The 19242-nt window shown below is 58.2% G+C and carries 19 protein-coding genes and 1 pseudogene; 11 read left to right on the forward strand and 9 right to left on the reverse strand.

What is annotated here, in order from left to right:
- Nucleotides 1-18: 18 nt before the first annotated feature.
- Together ACYZT6_RS20965 and colR are read right to left on the reverse strand one after the other, a co-directional pair.
- Nucleotides 19-1293: a sensor histidine kinase gene (locus tag ACYZT6_RS20965; protein WP_462028469.1), complete on the reverse strand. Its 1275-nt coding sequence runs from the start codon at nt 1291-1293 to the stop codon at nt 19-21.
- Nucleotides 1283-1966: a two-component system response regulator ColR gene (colR, locus tag ACYZT6_RS20970; RefSeq protein WP_064679461.1), complete on the reverse strand. Its 684-nt coding sequence runs from the start codon at nt 1964-1966 to the stop codon at nt 1283-1285. The genes ACYZT6_RS20965 and colR overlap by 11 nt, the downstream gene beginning before the upstream one ends.
- Before the next feature lie 219 nt (nt 1967-2185).
- Between colR and ACYZT6_RS20975 the strand changes: the two genes are divergently transcribed.
- Complete coding sequence (locus ACYZT6_RS20975; RefSeq protein ID WP_462028470.1) at nt 2186-2929, forward strand: phosphatase PAP2 family protein; 744 nt, start codon at nt 2186-2188, stop codon at nt 2927-2929.
- Between the two features lie 182 nt (nt 2930-3111).
- Here ACYZT6_RS20975 and groL read toward each other — a convergent pair whose 3' ends face one another.
- The 4 genes from groL to ACYZT6_RS20995 all read right to left on the reverse strand — a co-directional run bounded on the left by groL (nt 3112) and on the right by ACYZT6_RS20995 (nt 6620).
- Complete coding sequence (groL, locus tag ACYZT6_RS20980; RefSeq protein ID WP_008009270.1) at nt 3112-4755, reverse strand: chaperonin GroEL; 1644 nt, start codon at nt 4753-4755, stop codon at nt 3112-3114.
- A 49-nt stretch (nt 4756-4804) separates the two neighbouring features.
- Nucleotides 4805-5098, reverse strand: a complete 294-nt coding sequence (locus ACYZT6_RS20985) for a co-chaperone GroES (protein ID WP_007948593.1) — start codon at nt 5096-5098, stop codon at nt 4805-4807.
- A gap of 247 nt (nt 5099-5345) precedes the next feature.
- A complete protein-coding gene (locus tag ACYZT6_RS20990) occupies nt 5346-5822 on the reverse strand; it encodes an FxsA family protein (RefSeq protein ID WP_462028471.1) in 477 nt (158 codons plus the stop codon).
- 66 nt (nt 5823-5888) lie between these two features.
- Nucleotides 5889-6620, reverse strand: a complete 732-nt coding sequence (locus ACYZT6_RS20995) for a HugZ family pyridoxamine 5'-phosphate oxidase (RefSeq protein WP_462028472.1) — start codon at nt 6618-6620, stop codon at nt 5889-5891.
- Nucleotides 6621-6786: 166 nt separating this feature from the next.
- Here ACYZT6_RS20995 and ACYZT6_RS21000 point away from each other — a divergent pair, with 166 nt between their 5' ends.
- Nucleotides 6787-7545: an SDR family oxidoreductase gene (locus ACYZT6_RS21000; protein ID WP_077749886.1), complete on the forward strand. Its 759-nt coding sequence runs from the start codon at nt 6787-6789 to the stop codon at nt 7543-7545.
- Nucleotides 7546-7671: 126 nt separating this feature from the next.
- Here ACYZT6_RS21000 and apbC read toward each other — a convergent pair whose 3' ends face one another.
- The gene (apbC, locus tag ACYZT6_RS21005; RefSeq protein ID WP_438662431.1) at nt 7672-8766 is read right to left on the reverse strand and encodes an iron-sulfur cluster carrier protein ApbC; all 1095 of its coding nucleotides are present in this window, start codon (nt 8764-8766) and stop codon (nt 7672-7674) included.
- 320 nt (nt 8767-9086) lie between these two features.
- Between apbC and metG the strand changes: the two genes are divergently transcribed.
- The 8 genes and pseudogenes from metG to ACYZT6_RS21045 all read left to right on the forward strand — a co-directional run bounded on the left by metG (nt 9087) and on the right by ACYZT6_RS21045 (nt 15898).
- The gene (gene metG / locus ACYZT6_RS21010) at nt 9087-11138 is read left to right on the forward strand and encodes a methionine--tRNA ligase (protein ID WP_462028473.1); all 2052 of its coding nucleotides are present in this window, start codon (nt 9087-9089) and stop codon (nt 11136-11138) included.
- 143 nt (nt 11139-11281) lie between these two features.
- Nucleotides 11282-11851 (forward strand): electron transport complex protein RnfA, encoded by a 570-nt coding sequence (locus ACYZT6_RS21015; RefSeq protein WP_462028474.1) that lies wholly within the window; start codon nt 11282-11284, stop codon nt 11849-11851.
- A gap of 17 nt (nt 11852-11868) precedes the next feature.
- Nucleotides 11869-12243: pseudogene (gene rsxB, locus ACYZT6_RS21020) on the forward strand (electron transport complex subunit RsxB); the annotation flags it as partial.
- Nucleotides 12244-12853: 610 nt separating this feature from the next.
- Entirely contained in the window at nt 12854-13837 is a 984-nt protein-coding gene (locus ACYZT6_RS21025) for an RnfABCDGE type electron transport complex subunit D (protein ID WP_462028475.1), read from the forward strand.
- Nucleotides 13834-14445 carry an RnfABCDGE type electron transport complex subunit G gene (locus ACYZT6_RS21030; protein ID WP_462028476.1) on the forward strand — a complete coding sequence of 204 codons (612 nt, stop codon included), beginning with the start codon at nt 13834-13836 and terminating at the stop codon, nt 14443-14445. Before ACYZT6_RS21025 ends, ACYZT6_RS21030 begins: the two co-directional genes overlap by 4 nt.
- Complete coding sequence (locus ACYZT6_RS21035) at nt 14438-14947, forward strand: Rnf-Nqr domain containing protein (RefSeq protein WP_462028477.1); 510 nt, start codon at nt 14438-14440, stop codon at nt 14945-14947. Before ACYZT6_RS21030 ends, ACYZT6_RS21035 begins: the two co-directional genes overlap by 8 nt.
- Nucleotides 14948-14972: 25 nt before the next feature.
- A complete protein-coding gene (nth, locus tag ACYZT6_RS21040) occupies nt 14973-15611 on the forward strand; it encodes an endonuclease III (protein ID WP_462028478.1) in 639 nt (212 codons plus the stop codon).
- Between the two features lie 107 nt (nt 15612-15718).
- Complete coding sequence (locus ACYZT6_RS21045) at nt 15719-15898, forward strand: PA3496 family putative envelope integrity protein (RefSeq protein ID WP_007898493.1); 180 nt, start codon at nt 15719-15721, stop codon at nt 15896-15898.
- A 64-nt stretch (nt 15899-15962) separates the two neighbouring features.
- On the opposite strand, the gene ACYZT6_RS21050 is transcribed toward ACYZT6_RS21045, so the two are convergent.
- On the reverse strand, nt 15963-16589 hold the full coding sequence (locus ACYZT6_RS21050; RefSeq protein ID WP_007943575.1) for a response regulator transcription factor: 627 nt from the start codon (nt 16587-16589) through the stop codon (nt 15963-15965).
- A gap of 600 nt (nt 16590-17189) precedes the next feature.
- On the opposite strand from ACYZT6_RS21050, the gene ACYZT6_RS21055 reads away from it, so the two are divergent.
- Nucleotides 17190-17759: a hypothetical protein gene (locus tag ACYZT6_RS21055; protein WP_462028479.1), complete on the forward strand. Its 570-nt coding sequence runs from the start codon at nt 17190-17192 to the stop codon at nt 17757-17759.
- A 176-nt stretch (nt 17760-17935) separates the two neighbouring features.
- Here the strand turns inward: ACYZT6_RS21055 and ACYZT6_RS21060 are convergent, their stop codons facing one another.
- Nucleotides 17936-19153: an argininosuccinate synthase gene (locus ACYZT6_RS21060; RefSeq protein ID WP_007898502.1), complete on the reverse strand. Its 1218-nt coding sequence runs from the start codon at nt 19151-19153 to the stop codon at nt 17936-17938.
- Between the last annotated feature and the right edge of the window lie 89 nt (nt 19154-19242).

The following is a 19242-nucleotide window of genomic DNA, read 5'->3' on the forward strand; positions in this document are numbered from 1 at the left end:
CTTTAGCTTTGGGCACCTCTATTCTTGACTCAACGCCACCTCAAAACGACAGCCATGGGGTTCCATGTTGGTCAGGCTGACGTTCCAGCCCTGGTTCTCGCAGATCCGCTGCACCAATGACAGCCCAAGCCCCAGGCCCTCGCCGCGCTTTTCGCTGCCGCGCACGAAAGGTTCGAACATTGCCTCGCGTTTTTCCTCGGGAATGCCCACGCCGCTGTCCTCGACCGTGAAACCTGTGGCCGAGAGGGTCAAGCGGATAAACCCGTGTTCGGTGTAATGCAGTGCGTTACGCAACAGGTTGCCCATGACGGCGTGCAAGAGCGTTGCGTTGTAGCAGGTGTCAAGCGGATTGCCCGGCTCGAAGATCAAATTCAGGCCCTTGGCTTCAATCGGTTCGCGCCACTGGTTGAGCAGCCCATCGGCGACCTGACTCAGCGACTGCTGCGGCGCAATGCTGGCGTCTTCGCGCTGGGTCCGGGCCAACATCAGAAACGTTTGCACCAACTCGCGCATCTCTGCGCACGCGCGGGCGATTCGCTCGACCTGGGCTCGACCACGCTGATCGATACCGGGGTTTTCCAACAGCAGCTCACAGGAACTGGCCAGCACCATCAACGGCGTGCGCAGTTCGTGGCTGACGTCACTGGTAAACAATCGCTCACGGGTCAACGCCTGGCGCAAACGACCAAGGGTGGCGTCGAAGGCAACGGCCAGCTCACCCACTTCGTCGGCGGCATAATCCGGTGCCAGAGGCGGCGCCAGACCCAGCAATTGATCGCGATGACGCACCTGGCGGGCCAGCCGCACCACTGGGGCCATCACTTTGCGCGCCAGGACCCAGCCGAGAAAGACCGCCAGCGCCAGGCTCAGCACGAAGCCCACCAGCACCACGGCAAACAGCACCCGCTCACGCTCTTCGAAATCGCTTTGGTCCTGAAGCAGTACGTAACGCCGGCCATCGACGATTTCGACCATCGCGTGATACGACAGCTGCTCGCGAAAGACCTCGTGAAAGCCGGAGTCCAGGTGCCGCAAATCCTTGGGCAACTCGAAATCCCCTGGCCCTCCGCTGAAATAGAACAGCTGGTCCGGCTCGGGGCGATGGCTCCAGTCCGAGACGCTGTCCATCAGCAACAGACGTTGCAAATCGCCGCCCAACCCGGCCGAAATCAGCTTTTCTTCCACCAGGTGCACGGTCGCCACGATGCCCATGGCGAAGGCGCCTGCCACCAGTGCGCTCATCAACGCAAAGGCGATGATGATCCGCTGGGCAAGGCTCTGCTTAAACTCCATCACGACCCTCGGCCAAGCGATAACCCACACCGTGCACGGTGTGCAGCAAGGGCTTGGCGAATGGCTTGTCGATCACCTGACGCAATTGATGGACGTGGCTGCGCAAGCTGTCGCTGTCCGGGCAGTCATCGCCCCACAGGGCTTCTTCGAGAATTTCGCGGCGCAGTACATGCGGGCTTTTCTGCATCAGCACGGCCAGCAACTTCAACCCGACCGGGTTGAGTTTCAGCAGACGACCTTCGCGGGTCACCTCCAGGGTGTCGAGGTCGTAGCTCAGATCGCCAACCTGCAAGGTTCGACGACCGCCACCCTGGGCACGACGCATGACCGCCTCGATGCGCGCCGCCAGTTCGGACAGGGCGAACGGCTTGATCAGGTAGTCATCGGCACCGGACTTGAAGCCCTGCAACCGGTCGTCCAGCTGATCGCGCGCGGTGAGCATGATCACCGGCGTGTCACGGCGGGCGTCTTCGCGCAGGCGTTTGCACAGGGTGTAGCCGTCGATGCCGGGCAACATGATGTCGAGCACGATCAAGTCGTAGTGCTCGGTGGCCGCCAAGTGCAGGCCCGACAAACCGTCCTGCGCGCAATCCACGGTGTAGCCTTTGAGCCCCAGGTAATCGGCCAGATTGGCCAGGATATCGCGGTTGTCTTCAACCAATAGAATTCGCATGGGCACCTCCTCCGTACACAGTAACGGCCGTCGTGGCCCGCGCAGCTTAAGGCCAAGTGTGGCTCAGGGCTAGGACTGCGTGCAGTTGTAAATCGGAAAGAAAAAGCCGATGACGGCTTAACAAGTTTTTCACTATCGATTCACACGTTGACGACAGCACCGGGCTCAGACTCCGCGCGGATGCGCTCTCCAGAACCCTTCACCGACCAAGGAATTGCCATGGCTTCGACCGCTGCCCGCCCCGCTTCCAGACCGCTCAATTTCTGGGTGTGCCTGGGTGTGCCCGCTATCACAGCGATCATTTTGGTGCTGCTTGAACTGACGTCTTTGGACTTGGACCTGGCCAAGCTGTCCTACGACCCGGTCGCCGGGGATTTCATCGGGCGCCACAGTTACTTCCTTGAAAACATTCTGCATGACCGCGCCAAGCAAGTGGTCATCGCGTTTTCGGTGTTTGCCATCTTCGGCTTTATTGGCGCCTTTTTCGTGGACAGGCTCAAACCGTTCAAACGTGAACTGGGCTGCCTGGTGTTGTCTCTGGCGCTGGCGACCTCGTTCGTGACGCCGGTCAAAGCGGTAACAGCGGTGCAATGCCCGTGGAGTCTCGAGCAATTCGGCGGCCACGAAACCTACAGCGAACTGCTCAGCCCGCGCCCGCCCACCGACAAGCCTGGCCGTTGCTGGCCCGGGGGTCATGCGGCAACCGGGTTTACGCTGTTTGCGCTGTTCTTTGTATTGCGTGACCGGCGTCCGCGTCTGGCGCGCCAGGCATTTGTGTTTGCGTTTGCACTGGGGACGGTGTTTTCGGTGAGCCGGATGATGCAGGGGGCGCACTTTTTTTCGCATAACGTCTGGACGGCGATTTTTTGCTGGTTGATTTGTCTGGGGTCGTATTACTACATCCTGTATCGCCCGGAGGCGAAGGCTGATCAAGTCACCAAGACAGAACCTGTCAGCGCTTGATCTGACGTCATCGCGGGCAAGCCCGCTCCCACAGGATTGATGCGATCCTGTGGGAGCGGGCTTGCCCGCGATGGCCGCGCCTCTGTCTTCTGACATACCAAAATGAAGGCAATAAAAAACCCCGCCGGCTCATCGCCGGCGGGGCTTTTTATAGGGGTAAGCTTGTACGGGGTAAGGCTGGCTTACATCATGCCGCCCATGCCGCCCATACCGCCCATGTCTGGCATGCCGCCACCAGCTGGGCCGTCTTCCTTGATCTCGGCGATCATGGCTTCGGTGGTGATCATCAGGCTGGCAATCGACGAAGCCGCTTGCAGAGCCGAACGAGTCACTTTAGCCGGGTCCAGGATACCCATTTCGATCATGTCGCCGTATTCACCGGTCGCAGCGTTGTAACCGTAGTTACCCGAACCCTGCTTGACCTTGTCGACCACTACGCTTGGCTCGTCGCCGGAGTTGGCAACGATCTGGCGCAGTGGCGCTTCAACAGCGCGACGCAGCAACTGGATGCCAACGTTCTGGTCATCGTTGTCGCCTTTCAGCTCGGAGATAGCCTGCAGAGCGCGAACCAGTGCCACGCCGCCGCCAGGTACCACGCCTTCTTCAACGGCTGCACGGGTTGCGTGCAGGGCGTCTTCAACGCGGGCTTTCTTCTCTTTCATTTCAACTTCGGAACCAGCGCCAACCTTGATCACTGCAACGCCGCCGGACAGCTTGGCCAGACGCTCTTGCAGTTTTTCACGGTCGTAGTCGGACGAAGTGTCAGCCACTTGTTGACGGATTTGCAGAACGCGAGCCTGGATATCAGCTTCAACGCCGGAGCCGTCGATCACGGTGGTGTTTTCTTTGGACAGGATCACGCGCTTGGCATTACCCAGGTGTTCCAGGGTAGTGCTTTCCAGGCTCAGACCGATCTCTTCGGAGATAACGGTACCGCCTGTCAGGACAGCGATGTCCTGCAGCATGGCCTTGCGACGGTCGCCGAAGCCTGGAGCCTTGACGGCTGCGACTTTAACGATGCCACGCATGTTGTTCACAACCAGAGTCGCCAGGGCTTCGCCTTCAACGTCTTCGGCCACGATCAGCAGTGGACGGCCGGCTTTGGCAACGGCTTCCAGTACTGGCAGCATTTCGCGGATGTTCGAGATCTTTTTGTCGACCAGCAGGATCAGCGGACCGTCCAGCTCGGCAGTCATGGTCTCTGGCTTGTTGACGAAGTACGGGGACAGGTAGCCACGGTCGAACTGCATGCCTTCAACAACCGACAGTTCGTTTTCCAGGCCCGAGCCTTCTTCAACGGTGATCACGCCTTCTTTACCGACTTTTTCCATGGCTTCGGCAATGATGTCGCCGATGGAGCTGTCGGAGTTGGCCGAGATGGTGCCGACCTGAGCGATGGCCTTGGTGTCAGCGCAAGGCTTGGACAGGGCTTTCAGTTCTTTGACGATCGCGATGGTCGCTTTGTCGATACCGCGCTTCAGATCCATCGGGTTCATGCCGGCAGCGACGGCTTTCAGGCCTTCGTTGACGATCGATTGAGCCAGAACGGTAGCGGTGGTGGTGCCGTCGCCTGCGTCATCGTTGGCACGGGAGGCAACGTCTTTGACCAGCTGCGCGCCCATGTTTTCGAAGCGATCTTTCAGCTCGATTTCTTTGGCAACGGACACGCCGTCCTTGGTGATGGTCGGAGCGCCGAAGCTCTTCTCGATGATCACGTTACGGCCTTTAGGGCCCAGGGTCGCTTTTACTGCGTCAGCCAGGACGTTCACACCGGCGAGCATTTTCTTACGGGCGGAATCGCCGAATTTAACTTCTTTAGCAGCCATGATCGATATTCCTTAAATACTTTGTAGTAGCGGGAAAATGAGCGGGGAATCAGCCTTCGACTACAGCGAGGATTTCGCTCTCGCCGATAACCAGCAGGTCTTCGCCGTCAACTTTCACAGTGTTGCTGCCGGAGTAAGGGCCGAACACAACCTTGTCACCCACTTTTACGGACAGCGCACGCACTTCACCGTTGTCCAGAACTTTGCCTGGGCCTACAGCGAGGACTTCGCCCTGGTTTGGCTTTTCAGCAGCCGAACCTGGCAGGACGATACCGCCAGCGGTTTTCTTTTCTTCTTCGCTGCGACGGACGACGACGCGGTCATGCAGAGGACGAAGCTTCATTGTCGATCTCTCCTAATTGTGGTTTTCATCGGCCGGTGTATTCCCGGCGGGTTTAACAAATCCGGCGGTGCCGGGTGCGGTTCGTCAAGCGAACCGCGGAAGTCTGTCTGGCATGATCGCCAGAAACCTTGCGGTGACCGTTACATAAGGGCGCATAAGCTTATTACAAGGGCGAGGATCGAAATTTTTTGCATCAATGCCCTGAAAAAGAACACGGCACCCGAAGGTGCCGTGCAGCTGAAACGCTTTACTTGGAATCGCGGTGTTCGTACTCGCCTTCGATCACGTTGGGCTCACGACCCAGTGGCTGCTGCGGAGCAGGACCGCCACGTGGCTGAAGATCGTCGGCAAACGCACGCTGACGGATCGCCGCTTCTTCGGCGCGCTGGCGCATTTTATTGGCCAGCAGTCGACGGGAGATCGGCAGCAGCATGATCAGACCCAGCACGTCAGTGACGAAGCCCGGCAGGATCAACAGACCGCCCGCCAAGGCCAGCATCAAACCTTCCAGCATGGTCTGGGCCGGCAGCTCGCCGCGGTTCAGGCTTTCACGAGCACGCAACGCGGTAGCCAGACCGGCGATCCGCAGCACGAACACGCCGAGCATCGAGCCGAGAATGATCAGCAGCAGGGCCGGGAAAAACCCGATCGCCCCGCTGACCTTGACGAATACGAACAGCTCCAACACCGGAAACAGTACAAAGAGCAATAAAAAAGGGCGCATCAAATGGTTCCTCAACGCAAGAATGCCTTGCCAGTCTTCCCTAGATGACGTCGCCGTTTCGTGAATTCAAGCGTCGGCCACTTCATTTTTCGGCCAATGCTCGGCGTGAGCCAGGAAAACCAAGGCTTCGCGTACTTGTGTCGGCGTATTACAGGTTGCCTGGAACGGTAGCCAGTACAGGGCCTGGCCAATGCGCAGGTGCATGCCTTCGCTGTCGATGCCGGCCAGCTGCGCTGGCTCGGTTTTCGGCAGCCCCGCCAGTTCGACGTAATGGGCGATGGCTTTAGCGTGATCGGCATTCATGTGCTCGACCATGCTCAGTTCGGCCTTGCCGGCGAACGGGTTGGCCAAGGTCACTTGGTCGACCCAGTGAATCGCGCCGAAACCGCCGATGTAGCGGTGACGCACAGGCGTGAGTACCCAGAAATCGAAATCGTGGGCCTTGTGGTAGCTCTGCGAATCAGGGAAATAGCGGTAGTAACGCTCGGCCGCCGCTTCGATCGCGGCTTCGTCTTCGAGCTTTACTGCTTCGGCGAGGTAAGTCAGGCGACCAACGGCTTGAACATCGTCGGCCTCGCGCTCGCCTACAAACAGCGAGCATTTCGGATCCTTCTGCAGATTGTGGGTGTGCTGGGCGATGCGGCTGATCAGGATCAGGGGCCGGCCCTGCTCGTCCAGGCAATACGGAACCACGGAGCCAAACGGGAAACCGGGCATCGACTTGGAGTGCGTCGACAGCACCCCACGGTATTCCTTGAGAAGCAATTCTCGGGCATTCTTGGCCGCTTCAACGCTCAATTTATGACTCCTTATATAGAATCCGTCAAAAAAACGGACAGGCGCCTGGGGATAAGTTCCAGTACGCCATCGGGGCAGTTCTCATGTGCAACCAGGCCGCATCAGGTGCAGATCGAGAGGCCCTCTAGGAAGGAAACCACTCTGAACCTGCTATTGGGGCATGCGAATGCAACTCACTGACAAAGTAATCATTATTACTGGCGGTTGCCAGGGTTTAGGCCGTTCCATGGCCGAGTATTTCGCGGGTAAAGGCGCGAAGCTGGCGCTGGTGGACCTGAACCAGGAAAAGCTCGACGACACCGTCGCGGCGTGCAAAGCCAAGGGCGTAGAGGCGCGGGCTTACCTGTGCAACGTCGCCAATGAAGAACAAGTGACGCACATGGTCGCCCAGGTGGCCGAAGATTTCGGCGCGATTCATGGCCTGATCAACAACGCCGGGATCCTGCGCGATGGCCTGCTGCTGAAGGTCAAGGATGGCGAAATGACCAAAATGAGCCTGGCCCAATGGCAGGCCGTTATCGACGTCAACCTGACCGGCGTGTTCCTGTGCACCCGTGAAGTCGCGGCAAAAATGGTCGAGCTGAACAACAGCGGCGCGATCATCAATATCTCCTCGATCTCCCGTGCCGGCAACGTCGGCCAGACCAACTATTCCGCCGCCAAGGCTGGCGTGGCCGCAGCGACCGTGACCTGGGCCAAGGAACTGGCGCGTTATGGCATTCGCGTGGCAGGCATTGCGCCGGGCTTTATCGAAACCGAGATGACGCTGGGCATGAAGCCTGAAGCCTTGGAGAAGATGACGGCCGGGATTCCGCTCAAGCGCATGGGCAAACCGGAAGAGATCGCCCATTCGGCGGCGTACATTTTCGAGAACGACTACTACACCGGCCGGATTCTGGAAATGGATGGCGGGTTGCGGATCTAAGGCCCCCATAGATCAATGTGGGAGCTAGCCTGCTAGCGATTGCGGTGGTTCAGCCAACATATTTGTTGAATGCGAATCCGCTATCGCTAGCAGGCTAGCTCCCACAGTTGATTGTGTTTCAGATCATCAATCGTCGCTGATGGTAATATTCGGCATCGCCGGCGTCGCCGCTTCCTGCAACACAATCCGCGCGCCGACGTGGCGGGCGAGTTCCTGGTACACCAGCGCAATCGGGCTGTCCGGCTCGGCGATCACCGTTGGCTTGCCGCCATCGGCTTGTTCGCGGATAGCCATTGCCAGCGGCAACGACGCCAGCAATTCGACGCCGTATTGATTGGCCAGCTTCACCCCGCCACCTTCACCGAACAGATGCTCGGCATGCCCGCAGTTGGAGCAGATGTGCACGGCCATGTTTTCCACCACGCCCAGTACCGGAATGTTGACCTTGCGGAACATCTCCACACCTTTGCGCGCGTCCAGCAGCGCCAGGTCTTGCGGGGTGGTGACGATGACAGCACCGGCCACCGGGACTTTCTGCGCGAGGGTCAACTGGATGTCACCGGTGCCTGGCGGCATGTCGATGACCAGGTAATCCAGATCGCCCCAGGCGGTTTGCGTGACCAATTGCAACAGCGCGCCGGAGACCATTGGCCCGCGCCAGACCATCGGGGTGTTGTCGTCGGTCAGGAAAGCCATGGACATCACCTCGACGCCATGGGATTCGATCGGCACGAACCACTTCTGATCCTTGACCTTCGGTCGGGTGCCTTCAGGGATGCCGAACATGATGCCCTGGCTCGGACCGTAGATGTCCGCGTCGAGAATCCCGACCTTGGCGCCTTCACGGGCCAGGGCCAGTGCGAGGTTGGCGGCGGTGGTGGATTTGCCCACTCCACCCTTGCCGGAAGCTACGGCCACTACGTTCTTGACGTTGGCCAGGCCCGGAATCTGCGCCTGGGCCTTGTGCGCGGCGATCACACTGGTGATGTCAACGCGAGCGCTCGTCACGCCGTCGAGGCCTTCGATCGCCATTTGCAGCATCTGCGACCAGCCACTTTTGAACAGACCGGCGGCATAACCCAGCTCCAGCTGAACGCTGACGCGATCGCCCTGGATGTCGATGCCGCGCACGCACCCGGCGCTGACCGGGTCCTGGTTCAGATAAGGGTCGGTGTATTGGCGAAGGACGGCTTCCACCGCTGCGCGATTGACGACGCTCATGGGCAACTCCGATAGCAAGACTGGAAAATCAGGCGGGTATCCTAACCGTTCTATGGCCTGGACGGCATGCTTTCAGAATGTGACGAATACCCAATACCTGTAGCAGCTGGCGAAGCCTGCGTTCGGCTGCGAAGCAGTCGTAAAACCAGACGCCGCGGTGCCTCAGGTAGTCCGAGTTGTCTGAATTTGCGACTGCTGCGGAGCCGAACGCAGGCTTCGCCAGCTGCTACAAGGGTCCGTGGATGCCAGTCGCGGGGGTGAAAAATATGCGCCGGCGCTTTATAGTGGCCGACCTCCGTTTCATCAAGTAGCCGAGCCCCATGTCCGAGCCACGCAAGATCCTCGTCACCAGCGCCCTGCCCTATGCCAATGGTTCGATCCATCTTGGCCACATGCTGGAATACATCCAGACCGATATGTGGGTGCGCTTCCAGAAGCACCGCGGCAATCAATGCATTTATGTCTGCGCCGACGACGCCCACGGTTCGGCCATCATGCTGCGCGCGGAAAAGGAAGGCATCACCCCGGAACAACTGATCGCCAACGTCCAGGCTGAACACAGCGCCGACTTTGCCGAGTTCCTGGTGGACTTCGACAACTTCCACTCCACTCACGCCGAAGAAAACCGTGAGCTGTCGAGCCAGATCTACCTGAAGCTGCGTGACGCCGGGCACATCGCCCAGCGCTCGATCACTCAGTATTTCGACCCGGAAAAGAAAATGTTCCTGGCCGACCGCTTCATCAAGGGCACCTGCCCGAAATGCGGCACTGAAGACCAGTACGGCGACAACTGCGAAAAATGCGGTGCAACCTACGCACCGACCGACCTGAAGGATCCGAAGTCGGCGATCTCTGGCGCCACCCCGGTGCTCAAGGATTCCCAGCACTTCTTCTTCAAGCTGCCGGACTTCCAGGAAATGCTGCAGGCCTGGACTCGCAGCGGCACGTTGCAAGAAGCCGTCGCGAACAAGATCGCCGAATGGCTGGATGCCGGCCTGCAACAGTGGGACATCTCCCGCGATGCGCCGTACTTCGGTTTCGAGATCCCCGACGAGCCAGGCAAGTACTTCTACGTCTGGCTGGACGCACCAATCGGCTACATGGCGAGCTTCAAGAACCTCTGCGATCGCACGCCGGAGCTGGACTTCGACGCGTTCTGGGGCAAGGACTCCACCGCCGAGCTGTACCATTTCATCGGCAAGGACATCGTCAACTTCCACGCCCTGTTCTGGCCAGCAATGCTCGAAGGCGCCGGCTTCCGCAAGCCGACCGGCATCAACGTGCACGGCTACCTGACCGTCAACGGTCAAAAAATGTCCAAGTCCCGCGGCACCTTCATCAAGGCCCGGACTTACCTGGACCACCTGTCGCCGGAATACCTGCGCTACTACTACGCGGCCAAGCTGAGCCGTGGCGTCGACGACCTTGACCTGAACCTCGAAGACTTCGTGCAGAAGGTCAACTCCGACCTGGTCGGCAAAGTCGTCAACATCGCCAGCCGTTGCGCCGGATTTATCCAAAAGGGTAACGGCGGTTTGCTGGTGGCCGGCAACGCAGCGCCAGAATTGACCGAAGCGTTCCTCGCTGCAGCACCGAGCATTGCCGAGGCCTACGAGGCTCGTGACTTCGCCCGTGCCATGCGCGAGATCATGGGCCTGGCCGACCGTGCCAACGCCTGGATCGCCGACAAGGCGCCGTGGTCGCTGAACAAACAGGAAGGCAAGCAGGACGAAGTCCAGGCCATCTGCGCCCTGGGCGTGAACCTGTTCCGCCAACTGGTGATCTTCCTCAAACCGGTTCTGCCGTTGCTGGCCGCCGATGCCGAGGCGTTCTTGAACGTCGCGCCGCTGACCTGGGACGACCACGCCACCCTGCTCAGCAACCATCAGCTGAACGAGTTCAAGCCGTTGATGACCCGTATCGACCCGGTAAAAGTGCAAGCCATGAGCGACGCCTCGAAAGAAGACCTGACCGCCAGTCAGACCGACACAGGTGACGCTACGCCTGCCGGCAACGGCGAACTGGCCAAGGATCCGCTGTCGCCGGAAATCGAGTTCGACGCCTTTGCTGCTATCGATCTGCGCGTGGCCCTGATCATCAAGGCCGAACACGTGGAAGGGGCCGACAAACTGCTGCGCCTGACCCTAGACATCGGTGACGAGCAACGCAACGTGTTCTCAGGGATCAAGAGTGCTTATCCGGATCCGTCCAAGCTCGATGGCCGCCTGACTATGATGATCGCCAACCTCAAGCCGCGCAAAATGAAGTTCGGCATCTCCGAAGGCATGGTGATGGCCGCCGGTCCTGGTGGTGAAGAAATCTACCTGCTCAGCCCCGACAGCGGCGCCAAGCCGGGTCAGCGCATCAAGTAAGGTTCTGCGGTAAATCGATCCCACAGTCGTGCCTGGCGCGACTGTGGGATTTTCATATCTGGCCCCACCCTCCGTCCTTGCCGGATAATGCCTAAGCTTTTTAAACCGCTCTGTTAAAAAGCCCTATTTCTACCGGCACGATCATGACCGAGATGCTTCTTACCCTTATCAGCGCTGCCCTGATCAACAACCTCGTGTTGCACTGGCCGCTGGGCGTCGATCCGCTTTTGGGCAGTGAGCGCGATCAGGTTCATGCCTTAGGCATTGCCACGACCTGTCTGATGCTGGTTGTCGGCATCTTGAGCTACTTGGCTTATCACTGGCTGTTGGTGCCGCTGGAACTGACTTCGCTGCGTCTTTTCGTGTTCCTGCCATTGAGCGTTCTGCTGATTGGCCCACTGTTGAAGCTGATGTCGCGGTTACTTCCCCAGCTTGCGTTCGATGGCCTCTGGCCGCTGCTGCTGGGCAACGCGGGCGTGCTTGGGCTGGCATTGCTCAACGCCGGGGACGACCAGGGAATCTTTCACGCCACTGCCCTGTGCCTCGGCGCCGGGCTGGGGTTCTGGCTGGTGCTGAGCCTGTTCAGCGACTTGCGCCAGCGCACTCTCGACAACGATGTCCCCCTGCCCTTTCGTGGCTTGCCGATCGAGTTGATCGGCGCCGGACTGATCGCAGTGGCTTTTCTCGGATTCAGCGGACTGATCAAAACATGAGTCTGATTCAACGCATCGACGCCCTCTTGCCGCAGACCCAATGCGGCAAGTGCGGCCACCCCGGATGCAAGCCGTACGCCGAAGGCATCGCCAGCGGTGAGCCGATCAACAAGTGCCCGCCGGGCGGCAGCGAAACCATCTCGGCGCTGGCTGACTTGCTGAAAGTGCCGGTGCTGGAACTGGACGTCAGTCGCGGCTCGGCCCCGGCGCAGATCGCCTATATTCGTGAAGCGGAGTGTATTGGCTGCACCAAGTGCATTCAGGCGTGCCCGGTGGATGCGATCGTCGGCGCGGCCAAATTGATGCACACCGTGATCGTCGACGAATGCACCGGTTGCGACCTGTGTGTCGCGCCCTGCCCGGTGGACTGCATCGAGATGCGGCCACTGCCCTTGGCCACGGTGCTGCCGATTGTCGGTGGCCTGGCGTTCAGCCTTGAGGAACAAAAGACGCGCACCGCCAAACGCAATCATGCGCGGCGCCGCTTCGAACAGCGCAACGCCCGCTTGCTGCGTGACGAAGAACAGAAACTCGCCGAACGCCACGCCCGCGCCCAACGCGCCGTGCCGCAAAACGAAGTGACGACGCTCGACCCGGTTCAGGCTGCGCTTGAGCGGGTGCGTGCGCAGAAAGCGGCAAACGCCGATGCGGCGTTGAAAAAAGCCAAGATCGATGTGGCGATGAGTCGCGCGCAACTGAACAAGTCGCTCAAGGCGTTCGGGCATCCACCGACCTTCGAACAACAGTCGCAACTGATCGTACTGCAACAGCAGTTCGAAGCGGCCGAGCAAGCCTTGGCGCAGTTGGAAAGCAGCGCACCGACAACCCCGGCGCCGGTCGCGCCAGCCGCTCCAGCGAAGGATGCCGAACTTAAACGGGCGAAGATCCAGCTGGCCATGCGCCGTGCCGAACTCAACAAAGCGCGAACCAGCGAAGCAGCGGTTGAACAGATTGCAGCGCTGGAACTCGCGGTAAAGGACGCCGAGCGCCAGGTGGATGCCTATGCTGCCCCTTGAATCGGTGGACGAACGCCTTCAGCAGGCCATGAAGCTGGTGTTGCTGGCCACCGTGCCGGGGATGCTGGTGTTGTTCTGGTTGTATGGCTGGGGTGTGTTGATCAACTTGATTCTCGCGGCCGTCACGGCATTGGCCGTTGAAGCAGCGGTGTTGCAACTGCGCAAGCGAGCCATCAAACCGACCTTGAGCGACGGCAGCGCCCTGGTCAGCGCGACACTGCTGGCACTGGCCTTGCCACCTTACTGCCCGTGGTGGCTGACGGTCAGTGCGGCGGCGTTCGCGCTGCTCGGCAAACACCTCTACGGCGGCGTCGGCAAGAACCCGTTCAACCCGGCGATGCTCGGTTTTGCCCTGGTGCTGGTGGCCTTTCCCCAGCAGATGACCCTCTGGCCGTCGTCACACGGCATGAATCTGCTCGGTGGTTTGCAGCAGGTCTTCGGCTTCGGCCAGACCCCGGATGCCTGGGTCCAGGCCACGGCGCTGGACAGCCTGCGGATCAACAAAAGCCTGACCATGGACGAACTCTTCGCCGGCCACCCGGCGTTCGGCCATTTCGGCGGACGCGGCGTGGAATGGGTCAACCTGGCTTTTCTCGCTGGTGGCGCGTTTCTTCTGCAACGGCGGGTGTTCACTTGGCACGCACCGGTCGGCATGCTCTCCAGCCTGTTCATAATCAGCCTGCTGTGCTGGAACGGTTCGGGCTCCGACTCCCATGGCTCGCCGCTGTTTCACCTGCTCACCGGCGCGACCATGCTGGGTGCATTCTTTATTGCCACTGAGCCGGTGTCCGGCGCGAAAAGTCCCGGTGCCCGACTCCTGTTCGGTGCCGGCGTGGGATTACTCACCTACCTCATTCGAACCTGGGGCGGTTACCCGGACGGCGTAGCGTTTGCCGTGTTGCTGATGAACCTTTGTGTCCCGGCGCTGGAGCGGTTTGTCGCGTCCAGGCAGGAGCAGGTTGCCCCATGAACCGAGCGACGAGTATTGTGATGCTGGTGTTGCTGGCCGGGCTGGGGATCGGCGCGACGTACTTCGCGCAACACGCCAGCGAATCGCGCATCAGCGCGCAACAGCGCTTGATCGACAGCCGCAACCTGCTAGACCTGCTACCGCCGGACAGCTACGACAATCAACCGCTGGACCAGCCGCTCGCCCTCAAAGACATCCGCTTGGCTAACAGCATGCTGCTGGGTGGCTATCTGGCGACCAAGACTGGCGAACCTTGCGCGGTGTTGCTACGCAGCCAGACGCTGGGCTACGAGGGCTCCATCGAGTTGCTGGTCGCCATCGGTGCAAACGGCAAGTTGCTGGGGGTCAAAACCCTCAAGCAATCGGAAACCCCTGCGCTGGGCGGCAAAATCGCAGACTGGCCCAATGCCTGGCTTCAGGTATTCACCGGCAAGTCTCGAACCGACCCTGGTGACACGGGCTGGGCCTTGAAAAAAGACCAGGGCCAATTCGATCAGATAGCGGGCGCGACCATTTCTTCAAGAGCGGTGATCAGCGCCGTCCATGACGCGTTGCGCTACTTCGATGAGCATCCGCAACAGCTGATCGGGAGCAGCGCTCATGAATAAGTCAGCAACGCTGCGCAACTCACTGATGCTTGCGCCTCTGATCGGCGCTACGGACGCCTGGCTGACGGCCCTGGGCCTTTGGCTGATGTTCATCGTGGTAATCGGTGCTTATGGCGTCAGCATGGGCGCCTTGCGATCACGGTTGATCCCGTCCACCCGCTTGCTTGCCAGCGTCCTGCTGGCTGCCACATTGACCAGTTGTGCGGAGCTTGCTGCGCAGGTGGGGTCACTTCAATGGCATCAGCACGTGGGGATCTATGCAGGATTGATCGCCGCGCAATGCGTGGTGCTGGAACACAACGGGTTTTTCCAGGAATCGCGACTTGATCGCCTGCGCTTGTGTGGCCTGTTTGGTGCGCTGATGGTGGGCCTTGGCCTGCTGCGCGAGCTTATCGGCAACGGCGGCCTGCACTTGGCCACGCTGGCCCCAGGCGGTTTCATTCTGCTGGGTCTGCTGATTGCCGCCTGGCAGGCCTGGCACCGCCCGACTCCCTCACACTGACTGATTTCGAGGAAACGCACTGCCCATGAATGCCGCAAAACGTCTGGAAATTTTCCGCAGGTTTCACGAAGACAACCCGGAACCGAAGACCGAACTGGCCTATTCCTCGCCGTTCGAATTGCTGATTGCCGTCATTCTCTCTGCCCAGTCGACCGATGTCGGCGTGAACAAGGCCACCGCCAAACTCTACCCGGTGGCCAATACGCCAGCGGCGATTCATGCGTTGGGGGTTGAAGGGCTGTCTGAATACATCAAGACCATCGGCCTGTTTAACAGCAAAGCGAAAAACGTGATCGAAACCTGTCGTTTGCTGGTGGAGCGCCATGGCGGCGAAGTACCGCAAACCCGAGAGGAGCTGGAAGCGCTACCCGGCGTCGGCCGCAAGACCGCCAATGTGGTGCTCAATACCGCTTTTCGCCAACTGACCATGGCCGTGGACACCCACATTTTCCGGGTCAGCAACCGCACAGGCATTGCGCCAGGCAAGAATGTGGTGGAGGTGGAGATGAAGCTGATGAAGGTTGTCCCCAAGCCATACCTGCTCGATTCCCACCATTGGTTGATCCTTCATGGACGCTACGTTTGCCTGGCCCGCAAGCCACGTTGCGGTAGCTGCCGGATCGAAGACCTGTGCGAATACAAGCAAAAGACCTCGGACGATTGAGGCGCTATTAGATTTATTGATCCATCGATTGAAAAAATCTTTTTTACCCGCCGAGAGATTGTCGATATAAGGGGCGCCAAAGGCAGTCTTAGCCTGGAGTTAACCTTATGAGCACTGGCAAAGAGCAATTGGACGTAGAAGACGACTTCACACCCGTTGAGGCCGATGACGCTGAACCGGTGGTTGAAGTGGCGAAGACCAACCTGAGCAAACGCCGCACCATCGACAATCTGCTGGAGGAGCGCCGACTGCAAAAGCAATTGGCCGATTACGATTTTGATTTGTGACACCTAAAAGCCTCCCGAAACGGAGGCTTTTTACTAAGTGCCAAACCCTCAATCGCCAGTGCACTCATACCAGTCCATTGCGTTGAGCCAGCTCAATCAGGTCGACCAGGGAGCGAGCATTGAGCTTCAACAACAGGCGGGTCTTGTAAGTACTGACGGTTTTATTGCTGAGAAACATTCCATCGGCAATCTCCTTGTTTGTCTTTCCTCGGGCCAACTGTTGCAGCACCATCATTTCGCGCCCGGACAGACGATCAACCATATCGGCTTCACTGGCATTCCCAAGACTGGAGCGCACGGTATGCAGCGCTTGATTTGGAAAGTAACTGTAGCCAGAAAGCACGGCCTTTATCGCACTGAGCAACTCAGTGAGATCCTGCTGCTTGCAGACATATCCGGCAGCACCCGACTGCATGCAACGCATGGAAAAATGTCCGGGAGCCTGAGAGGTCAATATAAGAACTTTAAGAGGCATCGCCGTCGATGTCAGGCGAGCTATGACTTCCAGCCCATCCAGCTTGGGTATTCCAATATCCAGAATGACAATATCCGGCATAAGTTCGCGGGCTAGTTGTAATGCATCCACGCCGTTATCTGTTTCTGCAATGACTTCGTAGCCATGACGCTCCATCAGCATACGTACCGCAAGACGAATGACGGGGTGATCATCCACGATCAGCACTTTATTCATGGGCAAGTCCAATTTCGCTGTTCGAATTTTTAGAGCCCGCACAATAGCCTAGTCGTTTCATCCGTGGCATGCCGGCCCCCTCAGCCACCGGCACCGAGAGACATTCCCTACAAACAAAAAGGATAAGTCTTACAAAAAATCAGACGAATACTGTGTGTCTTAAATTTTACCGCTCAGTCAGCGCTGTGCGTTTTACAATATTTTTGTATCGTTTTACATCAGGAATCCAAAGAAACAGGATTCTATCCGAGCGATCCTACAAGGCGCTGACGATTGAGCTACGCTTAAAAAGTAACCGGTCTTGTCAAATCAAGATTCACACCAGATAGTTAAAACCGCAACTCACCAAATAAACCAACCCCCACAAAATTAACACCAGGCAACACTCAAAAACAGGAAACCAACATACACTTATTAAAACAAGCACAACAACAGTACCCGACTCGCAAACAATACAGCTACTATGGCACCCACTAAAAACCAACTAACAGGAAACCACAAAAACAGTATAAGCCCTTCCCTGCCACACCTTAACTTACCAACACCTGGAGCCTCTCCATAAATCGATCGAGAAAAGACAATCTTTCATGAGCAAAAAACATGATCAAATTCAAAACAAGAATTACCAACCCCATGACAATCATTGCGATATTTGCAACATTGTCTGAAACATCGGCCGCTATTTCTCTTCCCTTTCTCGATAATGAGGAACGAGAGATCTATATCTGGTTCCTTATCAGCTTCCCTTTTTATTTGCTCTTTCTATTCTTCGCAACACTCAACTTCAACTATCGGTCGCTTTACGCGCCCTCGGATTTTGAGAAAGGAAAGCATTTCATAAAGGCCATGACCGATGCCGATCACTCGCAAAGCAACACACCAGAGCATGTGACTGACCATCACGTACGCTCAACGGTGTTGCTAAAGGATCTGCACATCGTCGACGCACGATGGATGAGTAACAAAGTGGATTTCAACACCTTGATGGAGAAGGTCCAGCAACCACAGGAAAACCCTGCACGCGTGATCGTGTTTCTCACGTGCACCGATTCAGAGGCATTGTTGAAGGAAGGCGCACACAAGCATTCGAAACAAACCAGGAAACGCAACAGTACCACGTTCTGGATTGCTTACAATTTGAGCTCACATGGCATGACGACTATGGCTTGAATACCGATAGCAGAAGACAGCTCTCGAAGGGACGATCAGAGAGCAAAGGCAGACTAAATCACAACAACAAGAAAGCTGAAACATAATGCCCGGCAGGAATATTCCCTTTTTCAGATATGTGGCCTTGTCATCGACAAGGCCACATTTCCATTACCGTCGTTGCAGCTTCAAAGGTCTCAGAAAAGCTTCCGGCCTTTGTTCGCAGCAATGCGCATGCGCAAGGCGTTGAGCTTGATAAAGCCCGCTGCGTCGGCCTGGTTGTAGGCGCCGCCGTCTTCTTCGAAGGTCGCGATGTTGGCATCGAACAACGATTCGTCGGACTTGCGACCGGTGACGATCACATTGCCCTTGTACAGCTTCAGGCGCACAACGCCGTTCACGTGTGCCTGGGACGCATCGATCATCTGTTGCAGCATCAGACGCTCAGGGCTCCACCAGTAACCGGTGTAGATCAGGCTGGCGTATTTAGGCATCAGCTCGTCTTTGAGGTGAGCCACTTCGCGGTCCAGGGTGATCGATTCGATCGCACGGTGAGCGCGCAGCATGATGGTGCCGCCAGGGGTTTCGTAGCAGCCACGGGACTTCATGCCCACGTAACGGTTCTCGACGATGTCGAGACGACCGATACCGTGTTCGCCACCGATACGGTTCAGGGTCGCCAGCACGGTGGCCGGAGTCATTTCGACGCCGTCCAGTGCAACGATGTCGCCGTTGCGGTAGGTCAGTTCCAGGTATTGCGCCTTGTCAGGAGCCTTCTCCGGGGAGACGGTCCATTTCCACATGTCTTCTTCGTGCTCGGTCCAGGTGTCTTCCAGCACGCCGCCTTCATAGGAGATGTGCAGCAGGTTGGCATCCATCGAGTACGGGGATTTTTTCTTGCCGTGGCGCTCAATCGGGATGTTGTGCTTTTCAGCGTAATCCATCAGCTTTTCACGGGAGAGCAGGTCCCACTCGCGCCACGGAGCGATCACTTTCACCCCTGGCTTCAAGGCGTAGGCGCCCAGCTCGAAACGAACCTGGTCGTTACCCTTGCCGGTGGCGCCGTGGGAAATGGCGTCAGCCCCGGTTTCGTTGGCGATTTCGATCAGGCGTTTGGCGATCAACGGACGAGCGATGGAAGTACCCAGCAGGTACTCGCCTTCGTAAACGGTGTTGGCGCGGAACATCGGGAAAACGAAATCGCGCACGAACTCTTCGCGCAGATCGTCGATGTAGATCTCTTTCACGCCCATGGCCTGAGCCTTGGCGCGTGCAGGTTCGACCTCTTCGCCCTGACCCAGGTCAGCGGTAAAGGTCACCACTTCACAGTTATAAGTATCCTGCAGCCACTTGAGGATCACCGAAGTGTCCAGGCCGCCGGAATACGCCAGAACGACCTTGTTTACGTCCGCCATGCCATCACTCCACGGGGTTCTACGGAAAGCCGTGAAGTCTACCGGTCATACGGAATAATTTACAGAGGCGCGACAGCTTATGACGACGA

The sequence above is a fragment of the Pseudomonas sp. RT6P73 genome (assembly GCF_054897715.1).

Excerpts from the sequence above, each read along its gene's own strand:
- groL (WP_008009270.1), bottom strand. The coding sequence starts at position 4,755 with ATGGCTGCTAAAGAAGTTAAATTCGGCGATTCCGCCCGTAAGAAAATG.
- ACYZT6_RS21000 (WP_077749886.1), top strand. The coding sequence starts at position 6,787 with ATGCAACTCACTGACAAAGTAATCATTATTACTGGCGGTTGCCAGGGT.
- ACYZT6_RS21030 (WP_462028476.1), top strand. The coding sequence starts at position 13,834 with ATGAACCGAGCGACGAGTATTGTGATGCTGGTGTTGCTGGCCGGGCTG.
- ACYZT6_RS21035 (WP_462028477.1), top strand. The coding sequence starts at position 14,438 with ATGAATAAGTCAGCAACGCTGCGCAACTCACTGATGCTTGCGCCTCTG.
- ACYZT6_RS21060 (WP_007898502.1), bottom strand. The coding sequence starts at position 19,153 with ATGGCGGACGTAAACAAGGTCGTTCTGGCGTATTCCGGCGGCCTGGAC.
- ACYZT6_RS20985 (WP_007948593.1), bottom strand. The coding sequence starts at position 5,098 with ATGAAGCTTCGTCCTCTGCATGACCGCGTCGTCGTCCGTCGCAGCGAA.
- ACYZT6_RS21045 (WP_007898493.1), top strand. The coding sequence starts at position 15,719 with ATGAGCACTGGCAAAGAGCAATTGGACGTAGAAGACGACTTCACACCC.
- ACYZT6_RS20975 (WP_462028470.1), top strand. The coding sequence starts at position 2,186 with ATGGCTTCGACCGCTGCCCGCCCCGCTTCCAGACCGCTCAATTTCTGG.
- apbC (WP_438662431.1), bottom strand. The coding sequence starts at position 8,766 with ATGAGCGTCGTCAATCGCGCAGCGGTGGAAGCCGTCCTTCGCCAATAC.
- ACYZT6_RS21025 (WP_462028475.1), top strand. The coding sequence starts at position 12,854 with ATGCTGCCCCTTGAATCGGTGGACGAACGCCTTCAGCAGGCCATGAAG.
- metG (WP_462028473.1), top strand. The coding sequence starts at position 9,087 with ATGTCCGAGCCACGCAAGATCCTCGTCACCAGCGCCCTGCCCTATGCC.
- colR (WP_064679461.1), bottom strand. The coding sequence starts at position 1,966 with ATGCGAATTCTATTGGTTGAAGACAACCGCGATATCCTGGCCAATCTG.
- ACYZT6_RS21050 (WP_007943575.1), bottom strand. The coding sequence starts at position 16,589 with ATGAATAAAGTGCTGATCGTGGATGATCACCCCGTCATTCGTCTTGCG.
- nth (WP_462028478.1), top strand. The coding sequence starts at position 14,973 with ATGAATGCCGCAAAACGTCTGGAAATTTTCCGCAGGTTTCACGAAGAC.
- ACYZT6_RS20990 (WP_462028471.1), bottom strand. The coding sequence starts at position 5,822 with ATGCGCCCTTTTTTATTGCTCTTTGTACTGTTTCCGGTGTTGGAGCTG.
- ACYZT6_RS21055 (WP_462028479.1), top strand. The coding sequence starts at position 17,190 with ATGATCAAATTCAAAACAAGAATTACCAACCCCATGACAATCATTGCG.
- ACYZT6_RS21015 (WP_462028474.1), top strand. The coding sequence starts at position 11,282 with ATGACCGAGATGCTTCTTACCCTTATCAGCGCTGCCCTGATCAACAAC.
- ACYZT6_RS20965 (WP_462028469.1), bottom strand. The coding sequence starts at position 1,293 with ATGGAGTTTAAGCAGAGCCTTGCCCAGCGGATCATCATCGCCTTTGCG.